The following is an 18810-nucleotide window of genomic DNA, read 5'->3' on the forward strand; positions in this document are numbered from 1 at the left end:
CAAGCGTTGGCCCACAGCCGTTGGCCGACGCTCGGGCAACGGGCATCGGACCCGGACGACCGCAGGCACCCCCTGGAGGCAGCGATGAGCACCACGGGCACCACGCACGGCACGGCCACGAACCACGACGCCACCCCCTCTCCCGACCTCACTCCCGCCCACGACACGGACGTGCTCGTCGTCGGCGCCGGGCCCACCGGGCTGCTGCTCGCCGGGGACCTGGCCGCCGCCGGGCTGAAGGTCACGGTCGTCGAGCGGCGGCCCGCCGGCCGCTCCAACCTGACCCGCGCCTTCGCCGTCCACGCCCGCACCCTGGAGCAGCTCGACGCCCGCGGCCTCGCCGACGAGCTGCTCGCCACCGGCACGACGATCACCAGCCTGCGCCTCTTCGGACAGCTCTCCCTCTCCCTCTCCGGGCTCCAGACCCGCTTCCCCTTCCTGCTCATCACCCCGCAGTACGAGGTGGAGCACCTGCTCGAACGGCGCGCACGGTCCGCCGGAGTGGACTTCCGGTACGGGACGGAGCTGCACGCCCTGCGGCAGGACGCCGACGGCGTCACCGCCGAACTCACCGGCCACGACGGGGCGGACGAGGCCGACGGATCGCACGCGGCCGACGGAACCGACGGGACCGACAGGACCGACAGGACCGACAGGACCGACGGGACCGACGGGCCGGTCACCGTACGGGCGCGCTATCTGGTGGGCACCGACGGCGTGCGCAGCGCGGTCCGCACCGCGCTCGGGCTGCCGTTCCCCGGCGCCTCGGTGATCCGCTCGATCGTCCTCGCGGACGTGCGCCTCGACGAGGAGCCCGACAAGCTGCTCACCGTGGCCGCCTCGCCGTCCGGGGACGCCTTCGCATTCCTCGCCCCCTTCGGCGACGGCTGGTACCGGGTGATGGGCTGGGACCGGCGCCGCCAGGTCGCCGACGACGAGCCGGTGGAGCTGGACGAGCTCCGGAACATCGCCCGCCGGGCCCTGGGCCGCGACTACGGCATGCGCGACGCGCGCTGGATCTCCCGCTTCCACAGCGACGAGCGCCAGGCCCCCGCCTACCGCGCCGGCCGGGTCTTCCTCGCCGGCGACGCCGCCCACGTCCACTCCCCCGCCGGCGGCCAGGGCATGAACACCGGCCTCCAGGACGCCGCCAACCTCTCCTGGCGGCTCGCCGCCGTGCTGCGCGGCACGGCCCGCGACCCCGAGGCCGTCCTCGACGGCTACCAGACCGAGCGGCACCCGATCGGCGCCCGCGTGCTGCGCACCAGCGGCGCCATCGTCCGGCTCGCCATGGCGCACACCCCGCTCCAGCGGTTCGGCCGGAACCTCGCCACCCGGGTGATCGGCTCCGTCCGCCCGGTCGCCGACCGGGCGATCGGCCAGATCAGCGGCATCGGCATCGGCTACGGCCCCGGGACCCGCCGGGTCCCCGACCTGAAGCTGCGCGAGGGCCGGCTGCACGAGCTCCTCCGGGCCGGCGAGTTCGTCCTGGTCACCCCCGAGGACTCCGACGGCGCCACCCCGGCCCTTCCCGGCACGGCCCCGGTCACCGACGGCGGCCTGATCCGCGCCACCTGGGCCAACCCGGCCCGCCGCGACACCCTCCTGGTCCGCCCCGACGGCTACACGGCCGCGCTGTAGGGAGGAGGGGCGCGGTGTCAGAAGACGTACGGGTCGCCCGTCGCGAGGACCAGGACATGGTGACGGTCGTTGCGCGGGTTGCGGTCGGCGGCGCCGTCGCGCCAGACCGTGCGGATGTCCACGGTCAGCTCCTCGGGGCGGCCCGCCGTCCGCAGGGTGAGCGCGATCTCGTCGGCCGCGCCGGCCGCCCGCAGCTCACCCGTACGGCAGGAGATCACCCGGTCGCTGCTCCACAGACAGGCCGCCGGCAGCTCCTGGCCGCCCGCCATCGGGGCGGAGAAGGCGAGCCGGACGGTCGCCTGGTGGACGTCCGTGGGGCCGTGGTTCTCGCTGACCAGCCAGACGCCGAGCTCCCCGTCCCACAGGGAGACATGGCCGTGGTGGGCCAGGTCCGCCTCGTCCCCGGCCGTCCGGGCCACGGCCCCGGTGCCGGTCCCGGCCACCAGGGCAGCCGTCAGGGTCACGCCGAGCAGCACCTTGCGCATCGCACTCATGCCCCGAAGATACCGATTGATCCGCATATATTCTGACTACCCGTCAGTACCGCCCGGCCGCGTGTCCCGCCCGTGCCACCCTGCCCCCATGCTCATCGCCCGCTCCGCCGCCCTGTTCGTCGTCGCCGCCCTCTTCGAGATCGGCGGCGCCTGGCTCGTCTGGCAGGGCGTCCGCGAACACCGCGGCTGGGCCTGGATCGGCGCAGGCGTCATCGCCCTCGGGCTCTACGGCTTCGTCGCCACCCTCCAACCCGACGCCCAGTTCGGCCGCATCCTCGCCGCCTACGGCGGCGTGTTCGTCGCCGGCTCGCTCGCCTGGGGCATGGTCGCCGACAACTACCGGCCCGACCGCTGGGACGTCACCGGAGCGCTGATCTGCCTCGCCGGCATGGCCGTGATCATGTGGGCCCCGCGCGGCCGCTGACCAGCCCCGCCTATCCTGACCACGCCGGCCACCAGGCCCACCGACCACCCGCGCGAGGAGTCCGTCATGACCGCCCCCGGCAAGCCCATCGCCGTCGTCACCGGAGCGAGCAGCGGCATCGGCGCGGCCACCGCCCGACAGCTCGCCGCCGCCGGCTACCGCGTCGTCCTCACCGCCCGCCGCAAGGACCGCATCGAGGCCCTCGCCGCCGAGCTCACCGAGGCCGGCCACCAGGCCACCGCCTACGCCCTCGACGTCACCGACCGCGCCGCCGTCGACGAGTTCGCCACCGCCTTCCGCACCCTCGCGGTCCTCGTCAACAACGCCGGCGGCGCCCTCGGCGCCGACCCCGTCGCCACCGGCGACCCCGACGACTGGCGCCGCATGTACGAGGTCAACGTCATCGGCACGCTCAACCTCACCCAGGCCCTGCTCCCCGCCCTCACCGCCAGCGGCGACGGCACGGTGGTCGTCGTCTCCTCCACCGCCGGCCACTCCACCTACGAGGGCGGCGCCGGCTACGTCGCCGCCAAGAACGGCGCCCGCGTCCTCGCCGAGACCCTCCGCCTGGAGATCGTCGGCACCCCGGTCCGCGTCATCGAGGTCGCCCCCGGCATGGTCCGCACCGAGGAGTTCGCCACCACCCGCTTCCGCGGCGACACCGAGAAGGCCGCCAAGGTCTACGCGGGCGTCGCGGAGCCGCTCACCGCGGACGACGTCGCCGACACCATCACCTGGGCCTGCACCCGCCCCCCGCACGTCAACATCGACCTCCTGGTCGTCCGCCCCCGCGCCCAGGCCTCCAACACCAAGGTCCACCGCGAGCTCTGACCGTTCCCGGAGCGCCGCCAGGCCCCGCGGCGCTCCGGCTGCTTCACTGACGGCATGCCCTTCGAACGCTACGGCGTGCTCTCGGGAACCGTGTACCGCCACTACCGCGACCAGCCCGACGACCAGGGCCGCTGGTTCCACGTCCACGTGGAGGTGGACGCCCCCGCCGGGCGCTACCAGTGCGCGATCGACGTCGACAGCCACCAGTCCAACGTCGGCGTCGAGTGGAAGACCCTCACCCTGGACGCCCACACCCTCGGCCAGGCCGCCGCCCTCACCCCCGGCTACCACGACCTCGCGCCCAGCCCGGACTCCGGCGCCCTCGACTACCTCCGCCACCCACCCCTGGTCGACCACTCCGGCGTCCTCTTCCAACGCCGCCCACCGACCTGGCTCGAGGAACTCCTCGACCTCCTCGGCTCCCACCCCTGGCAGGCCGGCACCAACCTCGACGCCGCCACCGCCCTCGAACCCCTCCTCGCCCCCGGCCGCCCCATCCTCGTCTTCGGCGAGCCCTTCGACGACGACCCCCCGGGCGACCTCGGCATGCACAACATCCACCAGAACCAGGGCGACCCCGCCGGCTCCCAGTGGTGGCCCGAAAACGGCATCTGGCAGGACGGCGCCACCGCCACCCGCCGCCCCGACGGCCGCTACGACGTCTTCCTGAACAAGTTCTCCAGCCAAGCCGCCCACACGAACATCCTCGGCCACCCCGCGAACTGACCCGTTCGGGTGAATCCCCCGAAAGCCCCAACGCCACCCGAACGCCCGACCTACGGTCAAAACAACTCCATACAGCAACGGCCCCCGGCCGGGACTGCAATCCCGACCGAGGGCCTCACCATCAGGAAGGCGCAACTTCCCATGGCTGAACACGACCCTAGCGCGCCGACGCTCTTCGACCTCGACGCACCCGCCAGTTCCTTCATGGACCTGGAAAACCCCGACTACGCGTACATGTTCGGCTTCCTCCAGGCCGACGGGCACCTCGCCCAAGGTGCGGGCCAGAAGGGCAGGCTGACGGCCGAGATCAACGCCCGCGACATCGCGATCCTGGAAGAATTCCAGCGCCTCACGCCGTACAACAGCAGCATCACGCAGCGCACCCGGGCGACGAACTTCGCCGCAGTCAGCCACACCGCGACCTGGACCCTTTGCGCCCTGGAAGCCCGCACGAAGCTCAACGAGCTCGGCATCCCCTACGGCCGCAAGTCAAAGCGCATCACACCACCCCGAGTGCCGTTCTCCCGACCCGACTACCTGCGGGGCCTGATCGACGCCGATGGCTCGGTGGGCTTCACCAAACAGGGCATCCCCTTCGTCAGCCTCACCACCCAGAGCACGGCCATCGCCCTCTACCTCTGCCACTACACCAATCGCACTCTGGGTATCCGCAAGCTCCCCGGACGCAACAAGCGCGACGGCATCTACAACGTGACATACATGCAGGAAGCTGGCGTGGCACTAGCACAGCACCTCTACACGCCCGGCGCACTCGCCCTCGACCGCAAGAAGGCGGCAGCGACCGAAGTCAGCGCCTGGCAACGCCCGGCCGGCATGGCTCCGCCCCGCCAGCGGCGCGCGTGGACTCCACTGGAGGACCGGATCCTGCTCGAAGCAGCAACGATCGATGATGCCGCCGCAGCACTCGGCCGGACCCACCAGTCCTGCAATCTGCGCCGTTGGCGCCTGCTGAAGAAGGACTGATCCCCGCACCGCATGAAGAGGGCCGATGCGCACGCATCGGCCCTCTCGGCGTCTCGTCTCAGCCCTTCACGTTCACGACCTGCTTCAGCTTCGCGACCACCTCGACCAGGTCCCGCTGCTGCTCCATCACCTTCTCGATCGGCTTGTAGGCACCCGGGATCTCGTCCAGCACGCCCGCGTCCTTCCGACACTCCACGCCCCTGGTCTGCTCCTCCAGGTCCTTGGTCGTAAACCGTCGCTTCGCCTCGCTGCGGCTCATCCGGCGGCCCGCGCCGTGCGAGGCGGAATTGAACGCGGCCTCGTTGCCGAGCCCCTTCACGATGTACGAGCTGGTGCCCATGGAGCCCGGGATGATGCCGAACTCGCCGGAGCCGGCCCGGATCGCGCCCTTGCGGGTGACCAACAGATCCATCCCCTCGTACCGCTCCTCCGCCACGTAGTTGTGGTGGCAGGAGATCACCGACTCGAAGGTGACCTTCGCCTTGCGGAACTCTCGCCGCATGACCTCCTGCAGCAGCGCCATCATGACGGCCCGGTTGTACTTCGCGTATTCCTGCGCCCAGTAGAGATCGTTACGGTAGGCAGCCATCTGCGGGGTGTCCGAGACGAACACCGCAAGGTCGCGGTCAACCAGCCCCTGGTTGTGGGGCAGCTTCTGCGCCACGCCGATGTGGTACTCGGCGAGCTCCTTGCCGATGTTGCGGGAGCCGGAGTGCAGCATCAGCCAGACCGAACCTGACTCATCGAGACAGACCTCGCACAGATGGTTGCCCGCTCCGAGCGTTCCCATCTGCTTTTCAGCCCGTTCGCGACGGAATTTGACCGGATCCGCGACCGTGTCGAAGCGCGACCAGAAGTCCCCCCACCCCGCCGTCGGGAACTGGAACAGCCTGGCCGGGTCCACCGCCTCGCGGTGCATCCCCCGGCCCACCGGGATCGCCTGCTCGATCTTGGAGCGCAGCCGCGAGAGGTCGCCCGGGAGGTCGTTCGCGGTGAGGGAGGTCTTGACGGCCGACATGCCGCAGCCGATGTCCACGCCCACCGCCGCCGGGCACACCGCGTCGCGCATCGCGATGACGGAGCCGACCGTCGCGCCCTTGCCGTAGTGCACGTCGGGCATCACGGCGAGGCCCTTGATCCAGGGGAGCGTCGCGACGTTCTGGAGCTGGCGCATCGCGCCGTCCTCGACGGAGCCCGGGTCGGTCCACATGCGGATGGGTACCTTCGCGCCCGGTACCTCTACGTACGACATACTCCCTCGATTCCCCCGAAAAGTATGATAACGCAAAAACCGGAGCCAAAGCCCGTACAGGTGACTGCGGACCGGCATCGACGGCCGTGCTTGCGATACACATTGTGTTCATCGCGCCAGGCGGCGCGGCAATCGGTTTTCGGGGGTTCGCCTCCCGGAGAAGGGAGCCTGGGATCGTGCAGCGCAAGGCGTACGGGTCCGTGGTGGTCTCCGCGGTGGCCATGGCCCTGGGGGTCGGGCTGACCGGCTGCTCCTCCGGTACCGCCCCGAGTGCGGAGACGGTGGACGCCAAGGCGGGTCCGGCCACCACGACGGCGGCGCCCGGGCGCTACCGGACGCTGTTCGAGCCGTGTGGTGCCGTGCCGCAGGCGACCTTGAAGGATCTGCTGCCGGGGGCCGCCGCGCTGTCGGACGCCGAGCGGGACCGGACCTATCGGGGGACGGCGGCGGCGACGTTCGACACAGACCGGCGGGTGGGGTGCAGCTGGAAGGCGGACGCGCCCGACGCGACGCACCGGCTGACGCTGGACTTCGAGCGGGTGGTGTCGTACGACCCGGCGGTCAGCGACGCCGACCGCGCGCAGGAGGTGTTCGGGAGCAAGCAGTCGGCCGCGGGCATCGTCGCGCCGCCGCCGACCACGACCCAGACCCCGGCCACGGCCCCGACCCCGACCGGTGCCCCGACCGGTGCCCCGAGCGGCGCGGCCACCTCCGCGCTCGCCGGGCACGAGCCGTCGCACGGGAGCACGGCCCCATCGGCCCCGTCCGCCCCGGCTACTCCCGCCTCGCCGACGACCGGTCTGGAGCCCCGTACGCTCGACGGGCTCGGCGAGGTCGCGTTCGTGAACGACACGCTCGCCGCGCCCGGCCCGTCGGGCGCGAAGCGGCTCGTGAGCGTGGTGTTCCGCACATCGAACGTCATCGTGACGGTGGCGTACGAAGAGCAGACGACGACCTCCGCCGAGGTGCCCGACAGCAGGGAGCTGCAGGAAAAGGCCCGGAATCTGGCCCGGCTGCTCGCCGAGCGGCTTGAGGAGTAGCCGTCCGGACCCGCTCCGTGAGCGGCGTCGGACCACGTAACGTGTCGGCGTATCCGCCCGTCGGCAGCCGGCCGTCGGCCGGCCGGACGCGCTCAGGGCGCCCCCGGACCGTACGACAAGCGACTGAAGGAACCATGCAGCGATCTGCCCCGCGCCTCTCCCGCATACTCGCCTGCGCCGCCGTCCCGGTGATGCTCGTCGCCGCCGGCTGCTCCTCCGGATCGGACTCCGGCGACAAGGGCTCCGGTGCCCCGGACAAGGGGGCGTCCTCGTCCGCGGCGGCGCCGCAGCCCACGCAGTCGACGAAGAAGGTGGAGCCGGCGAAGTTCGGGAAGCTGCCGGAGATCTGCAAGTCGGTCTCGTCGAAGACGGTCGAGAGCCTCGTGCCGAAGGTGAAGAACAAGAACGGCACGGAGGCCACCTCCAGCGATGCCGCGAGCCGTGGCGGTTGCTCGTGGAACGGTCTGGAGGACAAGGGCACGAAGGGCTCGCAGTACCGCTGGCTCGATGTGTCGTTCTACCGTTACGAGTCGGACGCGACGCTCGGCAGCGGCCAGGAGCGGGCCACGGAGAGCTACGCCAAGGAGCTGGCGAAGGTCCAGGCCACGGCGGGTGCGAAGAAGCTGAAGACGACGCAGACGACGGGCGTCGGCGAGCAGGCGGACACGGTGACGTACCAGTTGCGCAAGACGGACGAGGACTTCCAGTACGCCTCGGTGGTCGCGCGTGCGGGCAATGTGGTGGTGCTGCTGTCGTACAACGGTGCCGGTTACGCCGGGGCTGACACTCCGTCGGACAAGACGATCTCGGATGGTGCGCTGAAGGCCGCCAAGGAGGCGATCGCCGCCGTCGAGGCGGCCAACAAGTAGGCGTCTGCACGGCGTCTGTACGGCGTCTGTACGACGTTTGCGCGCCGTTTGTGCTGATTCGTTCCGGAGCCCGTCCCTCCCCCGGGGGTCGGGCTTCGCGCACATGTGCCAGTCTGTGCCCGCGAGATGTCGAACGACGGGAGGGATCGCGGGTGGCCGCGATGCAGCTGACACGCACGCACCGGATACTCATCGGCCTGGTCGTCGCGGGTGCGGTGATCATCGCCGGGATCGGTTTCGCCGGCTCGTACGCCGCGGTGCGCGAGCTCGCCGTCGACAAGGGCTTCGGGAACTTCTCGTACTTCTTCCCGATCGGCATCGACGCGGGCATCTGTGTGCTGCTCGCGCTCGATCTGCTGCTGACCTGGATCCGGATCCCGTTCCCGTTGCTGCGGCAGACGGCGTGGGTGCTGACGGCGGCGACGATCGCGTTCAACGGCGCGGCGGCGTGGCCGGACCCGCTGGGTGTGGGCATGCACGCGGTGATCCCGGTGCTGTTCGTGGTCGCGGTGGAGGCGGCGCGGCACGCGGTGGGCCGGATCGCGGACATCACGGCCGACAAGCACATGGAGGGCGTGCGGCTGACCCGCTGGCTGCTGTCGCCGATTCCGACGTTCCGGTTGTGGCGGCGGATGAAGCTGTGGGAGCTGCGTTCGTACGAGCAGGTGATCAAGCTGGAGCAGGACCGGCTGATCTATCAGGCGCGGCTGCAGGCCCGGTTCGGGCGGGCGTGGCGGCGGAAGGCGCCGGTGGAGGCGCTGATGCCGCTGCGGCTTGCGAAGTACGGCGTGCCGCTGGCGGAGACGGCGGCGGCGGGCCTGGCGGCGGCCGGTGTGGAACCGGCCCTGCTGCCGCCGGCCCCGGTGGCTCCGGTGGCTCCGGTGGCTCCGGTGGCTCCGGAGCTGCCCCAGGCGCAGGCGCAGGCGCAGGCGCAGATGCAGCCGGTGCAGGTGGCGGCGCAGGTGCCCGGGCAGACGGTGCCCGGGCAGACGGTGCCGGCTCAGGCGGTGCCCGCTCAGCAGGGTGTTCCGGGTGAGGACGGCAACCCGTGGTTCGCGGCGCAGCAGCTCTCGCCGGAGACCTATCAGGGTACGTACGACCCTCAGATCGTGGAGGGTCTGGAGCCGACTCCGGTGCCGATCCCGCAGGGTCCGGACGATGTTCCGCCGCCGGGTCCGGAGGAGTTCGAGGAGTACTCGGAGTTCGTGGACGAGGAGCCGTCGACGGTCGAGTTCGCGGAGTCGGCGTACAAGGCGATGTGGGACTACGTGGAGGAGAACCAGGAGTTCCCGACGTCGGAGCAGCTCGACATAAGGCTGAGTGACCGGTACGGGATCACTCATCCGCGGAGTACGTCGATCCTGCGGGAGTTGATCCCGCAGTTGCGGCTCCGGATCGAGCAGGAGTGGGCGGAGACCCACACGCCGTAGGCGGCGCCCGCTCATGAGACCGCCCTCCTCCGCGCGATGCGGAGGAGGGCGGTTTTCGTCGGCTCGGGCCGTCGGTTCGGGCCGTCGGTTCGGGCCGACGGTGACGGCTAGGCGCCGAGCAGCTTGCGCACGCGGTCCGCGCCGACCGCGAGCAGCAGCGTGGGGAGGCGGGGGCCGGTCTCGCGGCTCACGAGGAGCTTGTAGAGGAGGGCGAAGAAGGAGCGCTGGGCGAGCTTGAGCTCCGGGGTGGGCTTGGCTTCGGGGTCGAGGCCGGCCATGACCTTCGGGACGCCGTAGACCAGGGTGGTCAGGCCGTCGAGGGACCAGTGGGTGTCGAGGCCCTCCAGGAGGAGGCGCAGCGACTCGCGGCCTTCGTCGTCGAGCGAGCCGAGGAGTGCGGTGTCGGGCTCGTCGCGGACGATGGTGCGCTGGTCGGCCGGGACCTGGGTGGTGATCCAGTTCTCGGCGCGGTCGAGGCGCGGGCGGACCTCGTCGAGCGTGGTGACCGGGTTCTCCGGGTCGAGCTCGGTGAGGATGCGCAGGGTCTGCTCGTCGTGGCCGGCGGTGATGTCCATGACGGAGGCCAGCGTCCGGTACGGCAGGGGGCGCGGGGTGCGCGGGAGCTCGCCGGCGGCGGTGCGGGCGGCGCGGGCGTGGGCGGCGGCGTCGGCGGGGAGCACGGTGCCGTCGGCGACCTTGGCCTCCAGCTTGTCCCACTCGTCGTAGAGCCGCTGGATCTCCTGGTCGAAGGCGACCTTGAAGGACTGGTTGGGGCGGCGGCGGGCGTAGAGCCAGCGGAGGAGCTGGGGCTCCATGATCTGCAGGGCGTCGGCCGGGGTGGGGACGCCGCCGCGGGAGGAGGACATCTTGGCCATGCCGCTGATGCCGACGAACGCGTACATGGGGCCGATGGGCTGGACGCCGTCGAAGATGCCGACGATCTGGCCGCCGACCTGGAAGGACGAGCCGGGCGAGGAGTGGTCGACGCCGGAGGGCTCGAAGATCACGCCTTCGTAGGCCCAGCGCATGGGCCAGTCGACCTTCCAGACCAGCTTGCCGCGGTTGAACTCGCTGAGCTTGACGGTCTCGGCGAAGCCGCAGGAGGAGCAGGTGTAGGAGAGCTCGGTGGTCTCGTCGTCGTAGCCGGTGACGGTGGTGAGGTCCTTCTCGCACTGGCCGCAGTAGGGCTTGTACGGGAAGTAGCCGGCGCCGCCGCCGGAGCCGTCGTCCTCGCCGGCGGCGCCGGAGCCTTCGGCGGCCTCCAGCTCGGCCTCGTCGACGGGCTTCTGGGACTGCTTCTTGGGGGCCTTCTTCGTCCGGTACTGGTCGAGGATGGCGTCGATGTCGCCGCGGTGGCGCATGGCGTGCAGGATCTGCTCGCGGTAGACGCCGGAGGTGTACTGCTCGGTCTGGCTGATCGGGTCGTACTCGACGCCGAGCTCGGCCAGCGCCTCGACCATGGCGGCCTTGAAGTGCTCGGCCCAGCTCGGGTACGGCGAGCCGGCCGGGGCCGGGACGGAGGTCAGCGGCTTGCCGATGTGCTCGGCCCAGGACTCGTCGACGCCCGCGACGCCGTTGGGCACCTTGCGGTAGCGGTCGTAGTCGTCCCAGGAGATGAGGTGGCGGACCTCGTGTCCGCGGCGGCGGATCTCGTCGGCGACCAGGTGCGGGGTCATGACCTCGCGGAGGTTGCCCAGGTGGATCGGGCCGGAGGGGGAGAGGCCGGAGGCGACGACGACCGGTTTGCCAGGCGCACGTCGCTCCGACTCGGCGATGACCTCGTCCGCGAAACGGGAGACCCAGTCGGTCTCGGTGCTGCTCTGAGCCACGGTCGGTTCGTCCTTCTTCCTTGGTTCCTTCGGAAAGCCTGCGGGCCGGTCGGCCCCACACGAGTCATTGTCCCAGACGGAAGGACGCACTCCGAGGTTGTCCACAGGACGGAACACGCTCCGGGGTTGTCCACAGGGGGAGAAAACTCGTTGCCCGCCCGTGGGACACTTGACAGGCGAAACAGCCCGTAAGTCTCCCACCACAGGAACGGAAGCTCATGGCCTCGGTCCCTTCCCTCGCTTCGACCGTGCAGCAGCGCCTCGCGGAAGGCCTCTCGGCAGCCCTGCCGGAGGCCGGGTCCGCCGACCCGCTGCTGCGACGAAGCGACCGGGCCGACTTCCAGGCCAACGGCATCCTGGCGCTCGCCAAGCAGCTCAAGGGCAATCCGCGTGAGCTGGCGACCAAGGTCGTCGAGGCCATCCCGGCCAATGACGTGCTGCAGGAGATCGAGGTCTCGGGCCCCGGCTTCCTCAACATCACGGTCTCCGACGCGGCGATCGTGAACACGCTCGCGGCCCGTGCCGCCGACGCGCGGCTCGGCGTGCCGTTCAACGAGGCGGCGGGCACGACGGTGATCGACTACGCCCAGCCGAACGTGGCGAAGGAGATGCACGTCGGCCACCTGCGGTCGGCGGTGATCGGCGCGGCGATGGTCGAGATCCTGGAGTTCACCGGCGAGCAGGTGGTCCGGCGTCACCACATCGGCGACTGGGGCACCCAGTTCGGCATGCTCATCCAGTACCTGATCGAGCACCCGCACGAGCTGGACCACAAGGCCGAGGGCGCGGGCGCGGAGGTCTCCGGCGAGGAGGCCATGTCGAACCTGAACCGGCTGTACAAGGCGTCGCGTGCGCTCTTCGACTCCGACGAGGAGTTCAAGACGCGGGCCCGTGCGCGGGTCGTGGACCTGCAGGCGGGCGACGAGCAGACCCTCGCCCTGTGGCAGCGGTTCGTCGACGAGTCGAAGATCTACTTCTACTCGGTCTTCGAGAAGCTCGACATGGACATCCGTGACCCCGACATCGTCGGCGAGTCGGGCTACAACGACATGCTTCAGGAGACCTGCCGGATCCTGGAGGAGTCGGGCGTGGCCGTCCGCTCCGAGGGTGCGCTGTGCGTGTTCTTCGACGACATCAAGGGCCCGGAGGGCAACCCGGTCCCGCTGATCGTCCAGAAGTCCGACGGCGGCTTCGGCTATGCGGCGACGGACCTGTCGGCGATCCGCGACCGGGTGCAGAACCTGAAGGCGTCGACCCTGCTGTACGTGGTGGACGCGCGTCAGTCGCTGCACTTCAAGATGGTCTTCGAGACGGCCCGGCGGGCCGGCTGGCTGAACGACGAGGTGAAGGCGCACCAGCTGGCCTTCGGCACGGTCCTCGGCAAGGACGGCAAGCCGTTCAAGACCCGTGAGGGCGAGACCGTGCGGCTGGTGGACCTGCTCGACGAGGCGGTCGAGCGTGCCTCGGCGGTTGTCCGCGAGAAGGCCGGCCAGGACCTGTCGGAGGACGAGATCGCCGAGCGGGGTGCTCAGGTGGGCATCGGCGCGGTGAAGTACGCGGACCTGTCGACGTCGGCGGCGCGGGACTACAAGTTCGACCTGGACCAGATGGTCTCGCTGAACGGCGACACCTCGGTGTACCTGCAGTACGCGTACGCCCGTATCCAGTCGATCCTGCGCAAGGCCGGTGACGCGAAGCCCGCGGCCCACTCGGAGCTGGCACTCGCAGCCTCGGAGCGGGCACTCGGCCTGCACCTGGACTCGTTCGGCGAGATCATCCAGGAGACCGCCGAGGAGTTCGCCCCGCACAAGCTGGCCGCGTACCTCTACCAGCTGGCGTCGCTGTACACGGCGTTCTACTCGGAGTGCCCGGTCCTGAAGGCCGACACCCCGGAGCAGGTCGAGAACCGCCTCTTCCTCTGCGACCTGACCGCCCGGACCCTCCACCAGGGCATGGCCCTGCTGGGCATCCGGACGCCCGAGCGTCTCTGACACCCGGCAGCACGGGAATGGACGGCCATGCCTTCGGGCATGGCCGTCCTCGCTTTTCCCGGCGCTCATAGCGACGCCCATTCGCAAAGAAAATGTGGCGGCTCGTCAAGAAGTGTCAAGACTGAAAGACATTTCAAGATTGACATGGCAGTACGTCAGGACGGGGGAATCGCCCCCGTTTTCGGCGTTAGCTTGCGGGCATGGATATCTTCACGCTGCCCCGCTTAGGGCTGCTCGTTCCGCCCGAGAACCCCATCGCGGAACCCGAGTACCACCAACTGCTCGGCTCCGAGATGAATGTGTACACGACGCGTTTCCCGGTGACTCCCGGATTCACCCTGGAAACGATGGAGATGTACAACGAGGTGCTTCCCGATGTGCTCGCCACCTTCGGGACCATGCAACTCGACGGCGCCGTCGTGGCGTGCAACGCCTCGCACTATCTGCTGGGCCCCGACGGGGACCGCGCCTTCTGCGCGGAGCTGTCGGAGCGCTGCGGGTTCCCCGTGCAGTCGACGACGCTGGCCATCCTCGACCTGTGCGACGCGCTGGGGGTGCGCAGCCTGACGCTGGTGTCCCCGTACGCGTCGTGGCTCACCGAACTGTCCCGCGGCTACTGGGAGAAGGCCGGCCTGACCGTCGAGCGGATCGTGCTCGCGCCCGCCGGGCCGAACCCGCCGGGCCGCGGCGAGGAGAAGGACGAGGACTTCAACCCGTACCTCGTGACGACGAAGACGCTCCTGGAGCGCATACGGGAGGCCGACGTCCCCGAGGACGGGACCGTGCTGTTCACCGGCACGGGCATGGGGACGCTGCCGGCCGTGGCCGCGCTCGCCGCCGAGGGCACGCGGCGGACCCTCATCACCTCCAACAGCGCGGCGGCGTGGTGGGCGCGGCGCACCGCGGGGCTCGCCGGCGCCGGTGAGCACGCCCTGCTCCAGCGGATCGACGGGGCGGTGCGATGACGACCTCCGAATCCCTCGTGGCCGTGGTGAGCGGCGCCGCGTCCGGGATCGGGGCGGCCGCCGCGGCCGCCCTCGCCGCCCGGGGCATTCGCGTCGCCGGCCTGGACCTGAAGCCCGACGAGGTCGCCGCCCCGGCGGTCGGGATCGCCTGTGACGTCACCGACGACGCCTCCGTGCGCGCCGCGGTCGCGCAGGCCGTCGAGCGCTTCGGCCGGGTCGACATCGTCGTCAACAACGCGGGCATCGCCGCCCAGGGCGACATCACGGGCAACGACGACGACGAGTGGCGGCGGGTCCTCGACGTGAACGTCATCGGCATGGTGCGGCTCGCCCGTGCCGCGCTGCCGCATCTGCGCGAGTCCCCGGCGGCCGCGATCGTGAACACCTGCTCCGTCTTCGCGCTGACCGGCGTGCCCCGGCGCACGCTGTACTCCGCGTCCAAGGGCGCGATCTACTCGCTGACGCTCGCGATGGCCGCCGACCACGTCCGGGAGGGCATACGGGTCAACGCCGTCGCCCCCGGCGCCGTCGACACGCCCTGGATCGCGCGCGTCCTGGCGCTGGCCCCGGACCCGGCGGCGGCGCGGGCCGAGCTGAACGAGCGGCATCCCCTCGGGCGGCTCGCACGCCCCGAGGAGGTCGGCGAGGCCATCGCCTATCTGGCCACCCCCGCCTCCTCCGGCACCACCGGCACGGTCCTCACCGTCGACGGCGGCATCCACGCCCTGCGCCTGTAGCCGCCCGCCGGCGCTGCCCGCCGCCCGCGCGGCCGCTCCCCCGGAGCCCCGTCCCCGCACGCCGCCCTTGACCTTCACATCAATGGAAAGGTTTCAGGATCTCGTCATGACGAGTACCGCTTCCCCCGAGTCCCCCACCCGTGACGCCCCGCCGGCCGAGACCGCGAAGCTGCCGATGGCGGCCCTGCTCGCGCTGGCCGTCGCCGTCTTCATCACCAGCCTCACCGAGACGCTGCCCGCCGGGCTCCTGCCCGCGATGAGCGACACCCTGCACACCAGCGAGTCGGCCGTCGGCCAGACGGTGACCATCTACGCGCTGGGCACGGTCCTCACCACCATCCCGCTCTCCGCGGCCACCGCCGGATGGCGCCGCAAGCGCCTGCTGATGGCCTCGATGGGCGCCTTCGCCGTCGCCAACACCATCACCGCCCTGTCGGTGAACTACCCGCTCACCCTGGTCGGCCGCTTCCTGGCCGGTGTGGCCGCCGGCCTGGCCTGGGCGCTGCTCGCCGGGTACGCCCGCCGCATGGTCGCCCCGCACCAGGAGGGCCGCGCCATCGCCATCGCGATGGCCGGCATCCCCGTCGCCCTGTCGCTCGGCGTCCCGGCCGGCACCTTCCTGGGCAAGATCGCGAACTGGCAGGCGGCGTTCCTCGTCATGACCGGCCTGACCGTGCTGCTCCTGGTCTGGATCGCGGCGATCGTGCCCGACTACCCGGGGCAGGCGGCGGGCGGCAAGATCCCCGTACGCAGCACCCTTCGGGTGCCCGGTGTCACCCCGGTCCTCTTCGTCATGCTGGTCTTCGTCCTCGCGCACACCATCCTGTACGCGTACATCGCCTCCTTCCTCGACGACATCGGCATGGGCGACCAGACGGACGCGGCCCTGCTCGTCTTCGGCGTCGCGTCCCTGGTGAGCATCTGGGTCGTCGGCACCTACATCGCCGCGCACCTGCGGACCCTGACCATCGCCAGCACCCTCCTGGTGGGCCTCGCCGTCGCGGTCCTGGGCGCGTTCTCCGGCACCGACGCCCTGGTATACGTCGCCGCGGCGCTGTGGGGTCTGGGCTGGGGCGGTGTGCCCACCCTGCTGCAGACGGCCGCGGGGCAGGCCGGCGGCGAGGCGGCCGACGCCGCCCAGGCCATCCTGGTGGTGCTGTGGAACGTGGCCATGGCCGGCGGCGGCATCGCCGGCGGCCTCGTGCTGCAGGCCGTCGGGGTCACCCCGTTCCCCTGGATCGTCCTCGCCCTCCTGGTCCCGGTCCTGGTCGTGGTCCTCGCCTCCCGCGCGCACGGCTTCCCCGGAAAGAGCCGGGCCTGACGTCCGCGACGCCGTACGAAAGCCGCGAGGCGCCCCGGCCGGGGGAACGGCCGGGGCGCCTCGCGGCTTTCACGCAGGGTTCGTCAGGCGGTGTAGCCGCCGTCGACGGCGAGCGAGGTGCCGGTGACGTAACGGCCGCCGGGGCCCGCGAGGAAGGCCACCGCGGCGGCGATGTCCTCGGCCTCGCCGAACCGGCCCAGGGCCGTCAGACCGCGCTGGAAGTCGCCGCTCTCGCCGGCGGCCGGGTTCATGTCGGTGTCGATCGGGCCCGGGTCCACGGCGGTGACGGTGATCCCGCGCGGCCCGAGCTCCCGGGCGAGGGCCTTGGTGAAGCCGATGAGCGCGGTCTTGGCCATCGCCTGGACGACGAAGTTCGAGCCGGGGACACGGCCGTTGAAGCACGAGCCGATGCTGATGATCCGGCCCTCGTCGCCCATGTGCCGGGCGGCGGACTGGGAGGCGAGGAAGATCGAGCGGACGTCCACGGCGAGCGCGCGGTCCAGGTCCTCGGCGGTCACCTCGTCGAAGGCGCCGTAGGCGAGGAAGCCGGCGTTGTTCACCAGGATGTCGATCCGGCCCAGGTCGCGGACCGTCTGCTCCACGACCGCCACGGCGGCGTCGGACTCGGTGAGGTCGGCCTGGATGGCGACGGCCTTGCCGCCGGCCGCCTCGATGTCCTTGACGACCGCGCGGGCCTGGTCGGCGGCCCGGACGTAGGTCACGGCCACGGCGGCGCCGGCGGCGGCGAGCCGCTTGGCCACGGCCGCGCCGATACCGCGGCTGCCGCCGGTCACCAGGGCCACCTTGCCGGTCAGCTCGGGCGTCTCGGTCACGGTGCTTCCTCCGTTGGACTGGTGGGTGTTCGTCATGACGGGATCCTGAAACCTTTCCATTAATGTGAGGGTCAAGCGGGTCAAATGAGGTACGTACGAGGGGAGTTGACGGGGATGCGGATCGGTGAGCTGTCGGAGCGCACGGGGACCTCGCGGCGGCTGCTGCGCTATTACGAGGAACAGGGCCTGATCGCCTCGTCGCGCGAGCCCAACGGCTACCGCGACTACGCCGAGGCCTTCGTCGACCGGGTCATGCAGATCCGCGGCCTGCTGGCGGCGGGGCTGCCCACCAGGATCATCAAGCAGATCCTGCCGTGCCTCAGTCAGCCCCGTGCCATCCACTTCGAGGAGGCCACCCCGGAGATGCTGGCCACCCTCGAGGAGGAGTGCGACCGCATGACCGAACGCATCCGGTGTCTGGAGCGCAACCGCGACGCGGTCTCCGCCTACCTCGCGGAAGTACGCCGCAGGAAGGCGGAGCGCGTCGCGGCCCGCACCGACACACCGAGTGCGTCAGGGGGTGCGTCCGGCACACCGAGTACGTCAGTGGGACGAGGCCGTGCCGCCGTACTGGACGGTGTTTGAGAGCACGACCCCGTGGCTGGCCACCTCGATGGTGAGCCGGTCGCCGTCGGCGACCTGGAACCCGTCGTGGAAGCTGCTCAGGTCGGCGCCGGTCAGCAGGTAGTTGACCAGCCCGGGGCGGCGAAGCGCGGGGAAGGAGAAGGCCCGGTCGACCATGTCCTCGACCGTGAAGTACAGGGCGTCGGCGCCGCAGTCGAACTTGCCCTCCCAGGCGACCTGTCCGGCGCGCTCGATGGTGACGCGGCCGGTGGCCGAGCGCGGCGGCTCGCCGACGAAGAGGTACGGCGAGATGCCGGTGTCGCAGAGCTTGCCGGACGGCGTGTAGCCGGGGTGGATCCGGTGCAGGCCGATGTCGCAGAAGTCGTTGCCGAAGGTGAAGCCGGCGTAGTGGGGCGTGCCGTCGGCGTCGTTGACGTGGACGAGGGCGACCTCGGCCTCCTCGATCAGGATGATCGGCTCGGCGGGGACGACGAGCGGCTGACCGGGCGTGCGCAGCCACGAACCGAGGCCCTTGAAGTACCACTTGGGGATCGGCGGCCGGCCGTCGTGCGACTCGATGGCGTCCGCCTTGGACTTGTGGGTGCCGAGGAAGCCGCTGACCAGCGAGGCGCCGGTGGTCGGCAGCAGCGGCGGCAGGGCGTGCAGCTCGGGGTCGCCGGCGGTGACGGTGACCGTCTCGGCGGCCTCGACGAGGGCGGTGATCGCGTCCGGTCCGCCGTCGGTGAGGAAGACGTCGAGGAGCGCGCCCTCGGCGACCGCGTGGAGGGTCTGCGGCTCGCCCGGGGTCTGGATGCCGAGGCTGACGTACCGCCGGTCCCGGTACTCGTATTCGCTGAGGATCAGCATGGGTTCGTGGAC

The 18810-nt window shown here is 71.0% G+C and carries 18 protein-coding genes; 13 read left to right on the forward strand and 5 right to left on the reverse strand.

The annotated features are described in order from the left end of the window. Positions 1 to 84 precede the first annotated feature (84 nt). Positions 85 to 1641, forward strand: coding sequence for an FAD-dependent oxidoreductase (locus KV205_RS22990; RefSeq protein ID WP_265866438.1), 1557 nt, complete (start codon positions 85 to 87; stop codon positions 1639 to 1641). A gap of 17 nt (positions 1642 to 1658) precedes the next feature. Here the strand turns inward: KV205_RS22990 and KV205_RS22995 are convergent, their stop codons facing one another. After that, the gene (locus KV205_RS22995) at positions 1659 to 2135 is read right to left on the reverse strand and encodes a hypothetical protein (RefSeq protein WP_265866439.1); all 477 of its coding nucleotides are present in this window, start codon (positions 2133 to 2135) and stop codon (positions 1659 to 1661) included. 88 nt (positions 2136 to 2223) lie between these two features. Between KV205_RS22995 and KV205_RS23000 the strand changes: the two genes are divergently transcribed. From KV205_RS23000 to KV205_RS23015, 4 genes are all read left to right on the forward strand, one after another. Then, on the forward strand, positions 2224 to 2559 hold the full coding sequence (locus KV205_RS23000) for a YnfA family protein (RefSeq protein WP_265866440.1): 336 nt from the start codon (positions 2224 to 2226) through the stop codon (positions 2557 to 2559). 66 nt (positions 2560 to 2625) lie between these two features. Then, positions 2626 to 3390: an SDR family NAD(P)-dependent oxidoreductase gene (locus KV205_RS23005; protein WP_265866441.1), complete on the forward strand. Its 765-nt coding sequence runs from the start codon at positions 2626 to 2628 to the stop codon at positions 3388 to 3390. A 54-nt stretch (positions 3391 to 3444) separates the two neighbouring features. Continuing rightward, positions 3445 to 4116 (forward strand): DUF2278 family protein, encoded by a 672-nt coding sequence (locus tag KV205_RS23010; protein WP_265866442.1) that lies wholly within the window; start codon positions 3445 to 3447, stop codon positions 4114 to 4116. 141 nt (positions 4117 to 4257) lie between these two features. Further along, entirely contained in the window at positions 4258 to 5100 is an 843-nt protein-coding gene (locus KV205_RS23015; RefSeq protein ID WP_265866443.1) for an LAGLIDADG family homing endonuclease, read from the forward strand. Between the two features lie 58 nt (positions 5101 to 5158). Here KV205_RS23015 and KV205_RS23020 read toward each other — a convergent pair whose 3' ends face one another. After that, entirely contained in the window at positions 5159 to 6352 is a 1194-nt protein-coding gene (locus tag KV205_RS23020; RefSeq protein ID WP_265866444.1) for an RtcB family protein, read from the reverse strand. 176 nt (positions 6353 to 6528) lie between these two features. Here KV205_RS23020 and KV205_RS23025 point away from each other — a divergent pair, with 176 nt between their 5' ends. The 3 genes from KV205_RS23025 (at position 6529) to KV205_RS23035 (ending at position 9691) form a co-directional block, all read left to right on the forward strand. Beyond that, on the forward strand, positions 6529 to 7392 hold the full coding sequence (locus KV205_RS23025) for a DUF3558 domain-containing protein (RefSeq protein WP_265866445.1): 864 nt from the start codon (positions 6529 to 6531) through the stop codon (positions 7390 to 7392). 134 nt (positions 7393 to 7526) lie between these two features. Continuing rightward, positions 7527 to 8261 (forward strand): DUF3558 domain-containing protein, encoded by a 735-nt coding sequence (locus tag KV205_RS23030; RefSeq protein ID WP_265866446.1) that lies wholly within the window; start codon positions 7527 to 7529, stop codon positions 8259 to 8261. Between the two features lie 161 nt (positions 8262 to 8422). After that, positions 8423 to 9691, forward strand: coding sequence for a DUF2637 domain-containing protein (locus tag KV205_RS23035; RefSeq protein ID WP_265866447.1), 1269 nt, complete (start codon positions 8423 to 8425; stop codon positions 9689 to 9691). 107 nt (positions 9692 to 9798) lie between these two features. Here the strand turns inward: KV205_RS23035 and lysS are convergent, their stop codons facing one another. Continuing rightward, on the reverse strand, positions 9799 to 11520 hold the full coding sequence (gene lysS, locus KV205_RS23040; RefSeq protein WP_265866448.1) for a lysine--tRNA ligase: 1722 nt from the start codon (positions 11518 to 11520) through the stop codon (positions 9799 to 9801). A 218-nt stretch (positions 11521 to 11738) separates the two neighbouring features. On the opposite strand from lysS, the gene argS reads away from it, so the two are divergent. The 4 genes from argS (at position 11739) to KV205_RS23060 (ending at position 16534) form a co-directional block, all read left to right on the forward strand. Further along, a complete protein-coding gene (gene argS / locus KV205_RS23045) occupies positions 11739 to 13511 on the forward strand; it encodes an arginine--tRNA ligase (RefSeq protein ID WP_265866449.1) in 1773 nt (590 codons plus the stop codon). A gap of 200 nt (positions 13512 to 13711) precedes the next feature. Next, positions 13712 to 14476: an arylmalonate decarboxylase gene (locus tag KV205_RS23050; RefSeq protein ID WP_265866450.1), complete on the forward strand. Its 765-nt coding sequence runs from the start codon at positions 13712 to 13714 to the stop codon at positions 14474 to 14476. Then, positions 14473 to 15213: an SDR family NAD(P)-dependent oxidoreductase gene (locus KV205_RS23055; RefSeq protein WP_265866451.1), complete on the forward strand. Its 741-nt coding sequence runs from the start codon at positions 14473 to 14475 to the stop codon at positions 15211 to 15213. Before KV205_RS23050 ends, KV205_RS23055 begins: the two co-directional genes overlap by 4 nt. Before the next feature lie 106 nt (positions 15214 to 15319). After that, positions 15320 to 16534 (forward strand): MFS transporter, encoded by a 1215-nt coding sequence (locus KV205_RS23060; RefSeq protein ID WP_265866452.1) that lies wholly within the window; start codon positions 15320 to 15322, stop codon positions 16532 to 16534. Between the two features lie 83 nt (positions 16535 to 16617). Here KV205_RS23060 and KV205_RS23065 read toward each other — a convergent pair whose 3' ends face one another. Further along, positions 16618 to 17403, reverse strand: a complete 786-nt coding sequence (locus KV205_RS23065) for an SDR family oxidoreductase (RefSeq protein ID WP_265866453.1) — start codon at positions 17401 to 17403, stop codon at positions 16618 to 16620. Between the two features lie 78 nt (positions 17404 to 17481). Here KV205_RS23065 and KV205_RS23070 point away from each other — a divergent pair, with 78 nt between their 5' ends. Beyond that, positions 17482 to 17952 carry a MerR family transcriptional regulator gene (locus tag KV205_RS23070; RefSeq protein ID WP_265866454.1) on the forward strand — a complete coding sequence of 157 codons (471 nt, stop codon included), beginning with the start codon at positions 17482 to 17484 and terminating at the stop codon, positions 17950 to 17952. On the opposite strand, the gene KV205_RS23075 is transcribed toward KV205_RS23070, so the two are convergent. Further along, the gene (locus KV205_RS23075) at positions 17911 to 18798 is read right to left on the reverse strand and encodes a fumarylacetoacetate (FAA) hydrolase (RefSeq protein ID WP_265866455.1); all 888 of its coding nucleotides are present in this window, start codon (positions 18796 to 18798) and stop codon (positions 17911 to 17913) included. The two genes, KV205_RS23070 and KV205_RS23075, sit on opposite strands and share 42 nt — an antisense overlap. Between the last annotated feature and the right edge of the window lie 12 nt (positions 18799 to 18810).

The organism is Streptomyces sp. SKN60, from assembly GCF_026236535.1.
GTDB lineage: Bacteria > Actinomycetota > Actinomycetes > Streptomycetales > Streptomycetaceae > Streptomyces.

Coding starts and splice junctions, on each gene's coding strand:
- argS (WP_265866449.1), top strand. CDS start 11,739: ATGGCCTCGGTCCCTTCCCTCGCTTCGACCGTGCAGCAGCGCCTCGCG.
- KV205_RS23000 (WP_265866440.1), top strand. CDS start 2,224: ATGCTCATCGCCCGCTCCGCCGCCCTGTTCGTCGTCGCCGCCCTCTTC.
- KV205_RS23005 (WP_265866441.1), top strand. CDS start 2,626: ATGACCGCCCCCGGCAAGCCCATCGCCGTCGTCACCGGAGCGAGCAGC.
- KV205_RS23060 (WP_265866452.1), top strand. CDS start 15,320: ATGACGAGTACCGCTTCCCCCGAGTCCCCCACCCGTGACGCCCCGCCG.
- KV205_RS23030 (WP_265866446.1), top strand. CDS start 7,527: ATGCAGCGATCTGCCCCGCGCCTCTCCCGCATACTCGCCTGCGCCGCC.
- KV205_RS23070 (WP_265866454.1), top strand. CDS start 17,482: ATGCGGATCGGTGAGCTGTCGGAGCGCACGGGGACCTCGCGGCGGCTG.
- KV205_RS22990 (WP_265866438.1), top strand. CDS start 85: ATGAGCACCACGGGCACCACGCACGGCACGGCCACGAACCACGACGCC.
- KV205_RS23050 (WP_265866450.1), top strand. CDS start 13,712: ATGGATATCTTCACGCTGCCCCGCTTAGGGCTGCTCGTTCCGCCCGAG.
- KV205_RS23010 (WP_265866442.1), top strand. CDS start 3,445: ATGCCCTTCGAACGCTACGGCGTGCTCTCGGGAACCGTGTACCGCCAC.
- KV205_RS23065 (WP_265866453.1), bottom strand. CDS start 17,403: ATGACGAACACCCACCAGTCCAACGGAGGAAGCACCGTGACCGAGACG.
- KV205_RS23020 (WP_265866444.1), bottom strand. CDS start 6,352: ATGTCGTACGTAGAGGTACCGGGCGCGAAGGTACCCATCCGCATGTGG.
- KV205_RS22995 (WP_265866439.1), bottom strand. CDS start 2,135: ATGAGTGCGATGCGCAAGGTGCTGCTCGGCGTGACCCTGACGGCTGCC.
- KV205_RS23055 (WP_265866451.1), top strand. CDS start 14,473: ATGACGACCTCCGAATCCCTCGTGGCCGTGGTGAGCGGCGCCGCGTCC.
- KV205_RS23015 (WP_265866443.1), top strand. CDS start 4,258: ATGGCTGAACACGACCCTAGCGCGCCGACGCTCTTCGACCTCGACGCA.
- KV205_RS23075 (WP_265866455.1), bottom strand. CDS start 18,798: ATGCTGATCCTCAGCGAATACGAGTACCGGGACCGGCGGTACGTCAGC.
- KV205_RS23035 (WP_265866447.1), top strand. CDS start 8,423: ATGCAGCTGACACGCACGCACCGGATACTCATCGGCCTGGTCGTCGCG.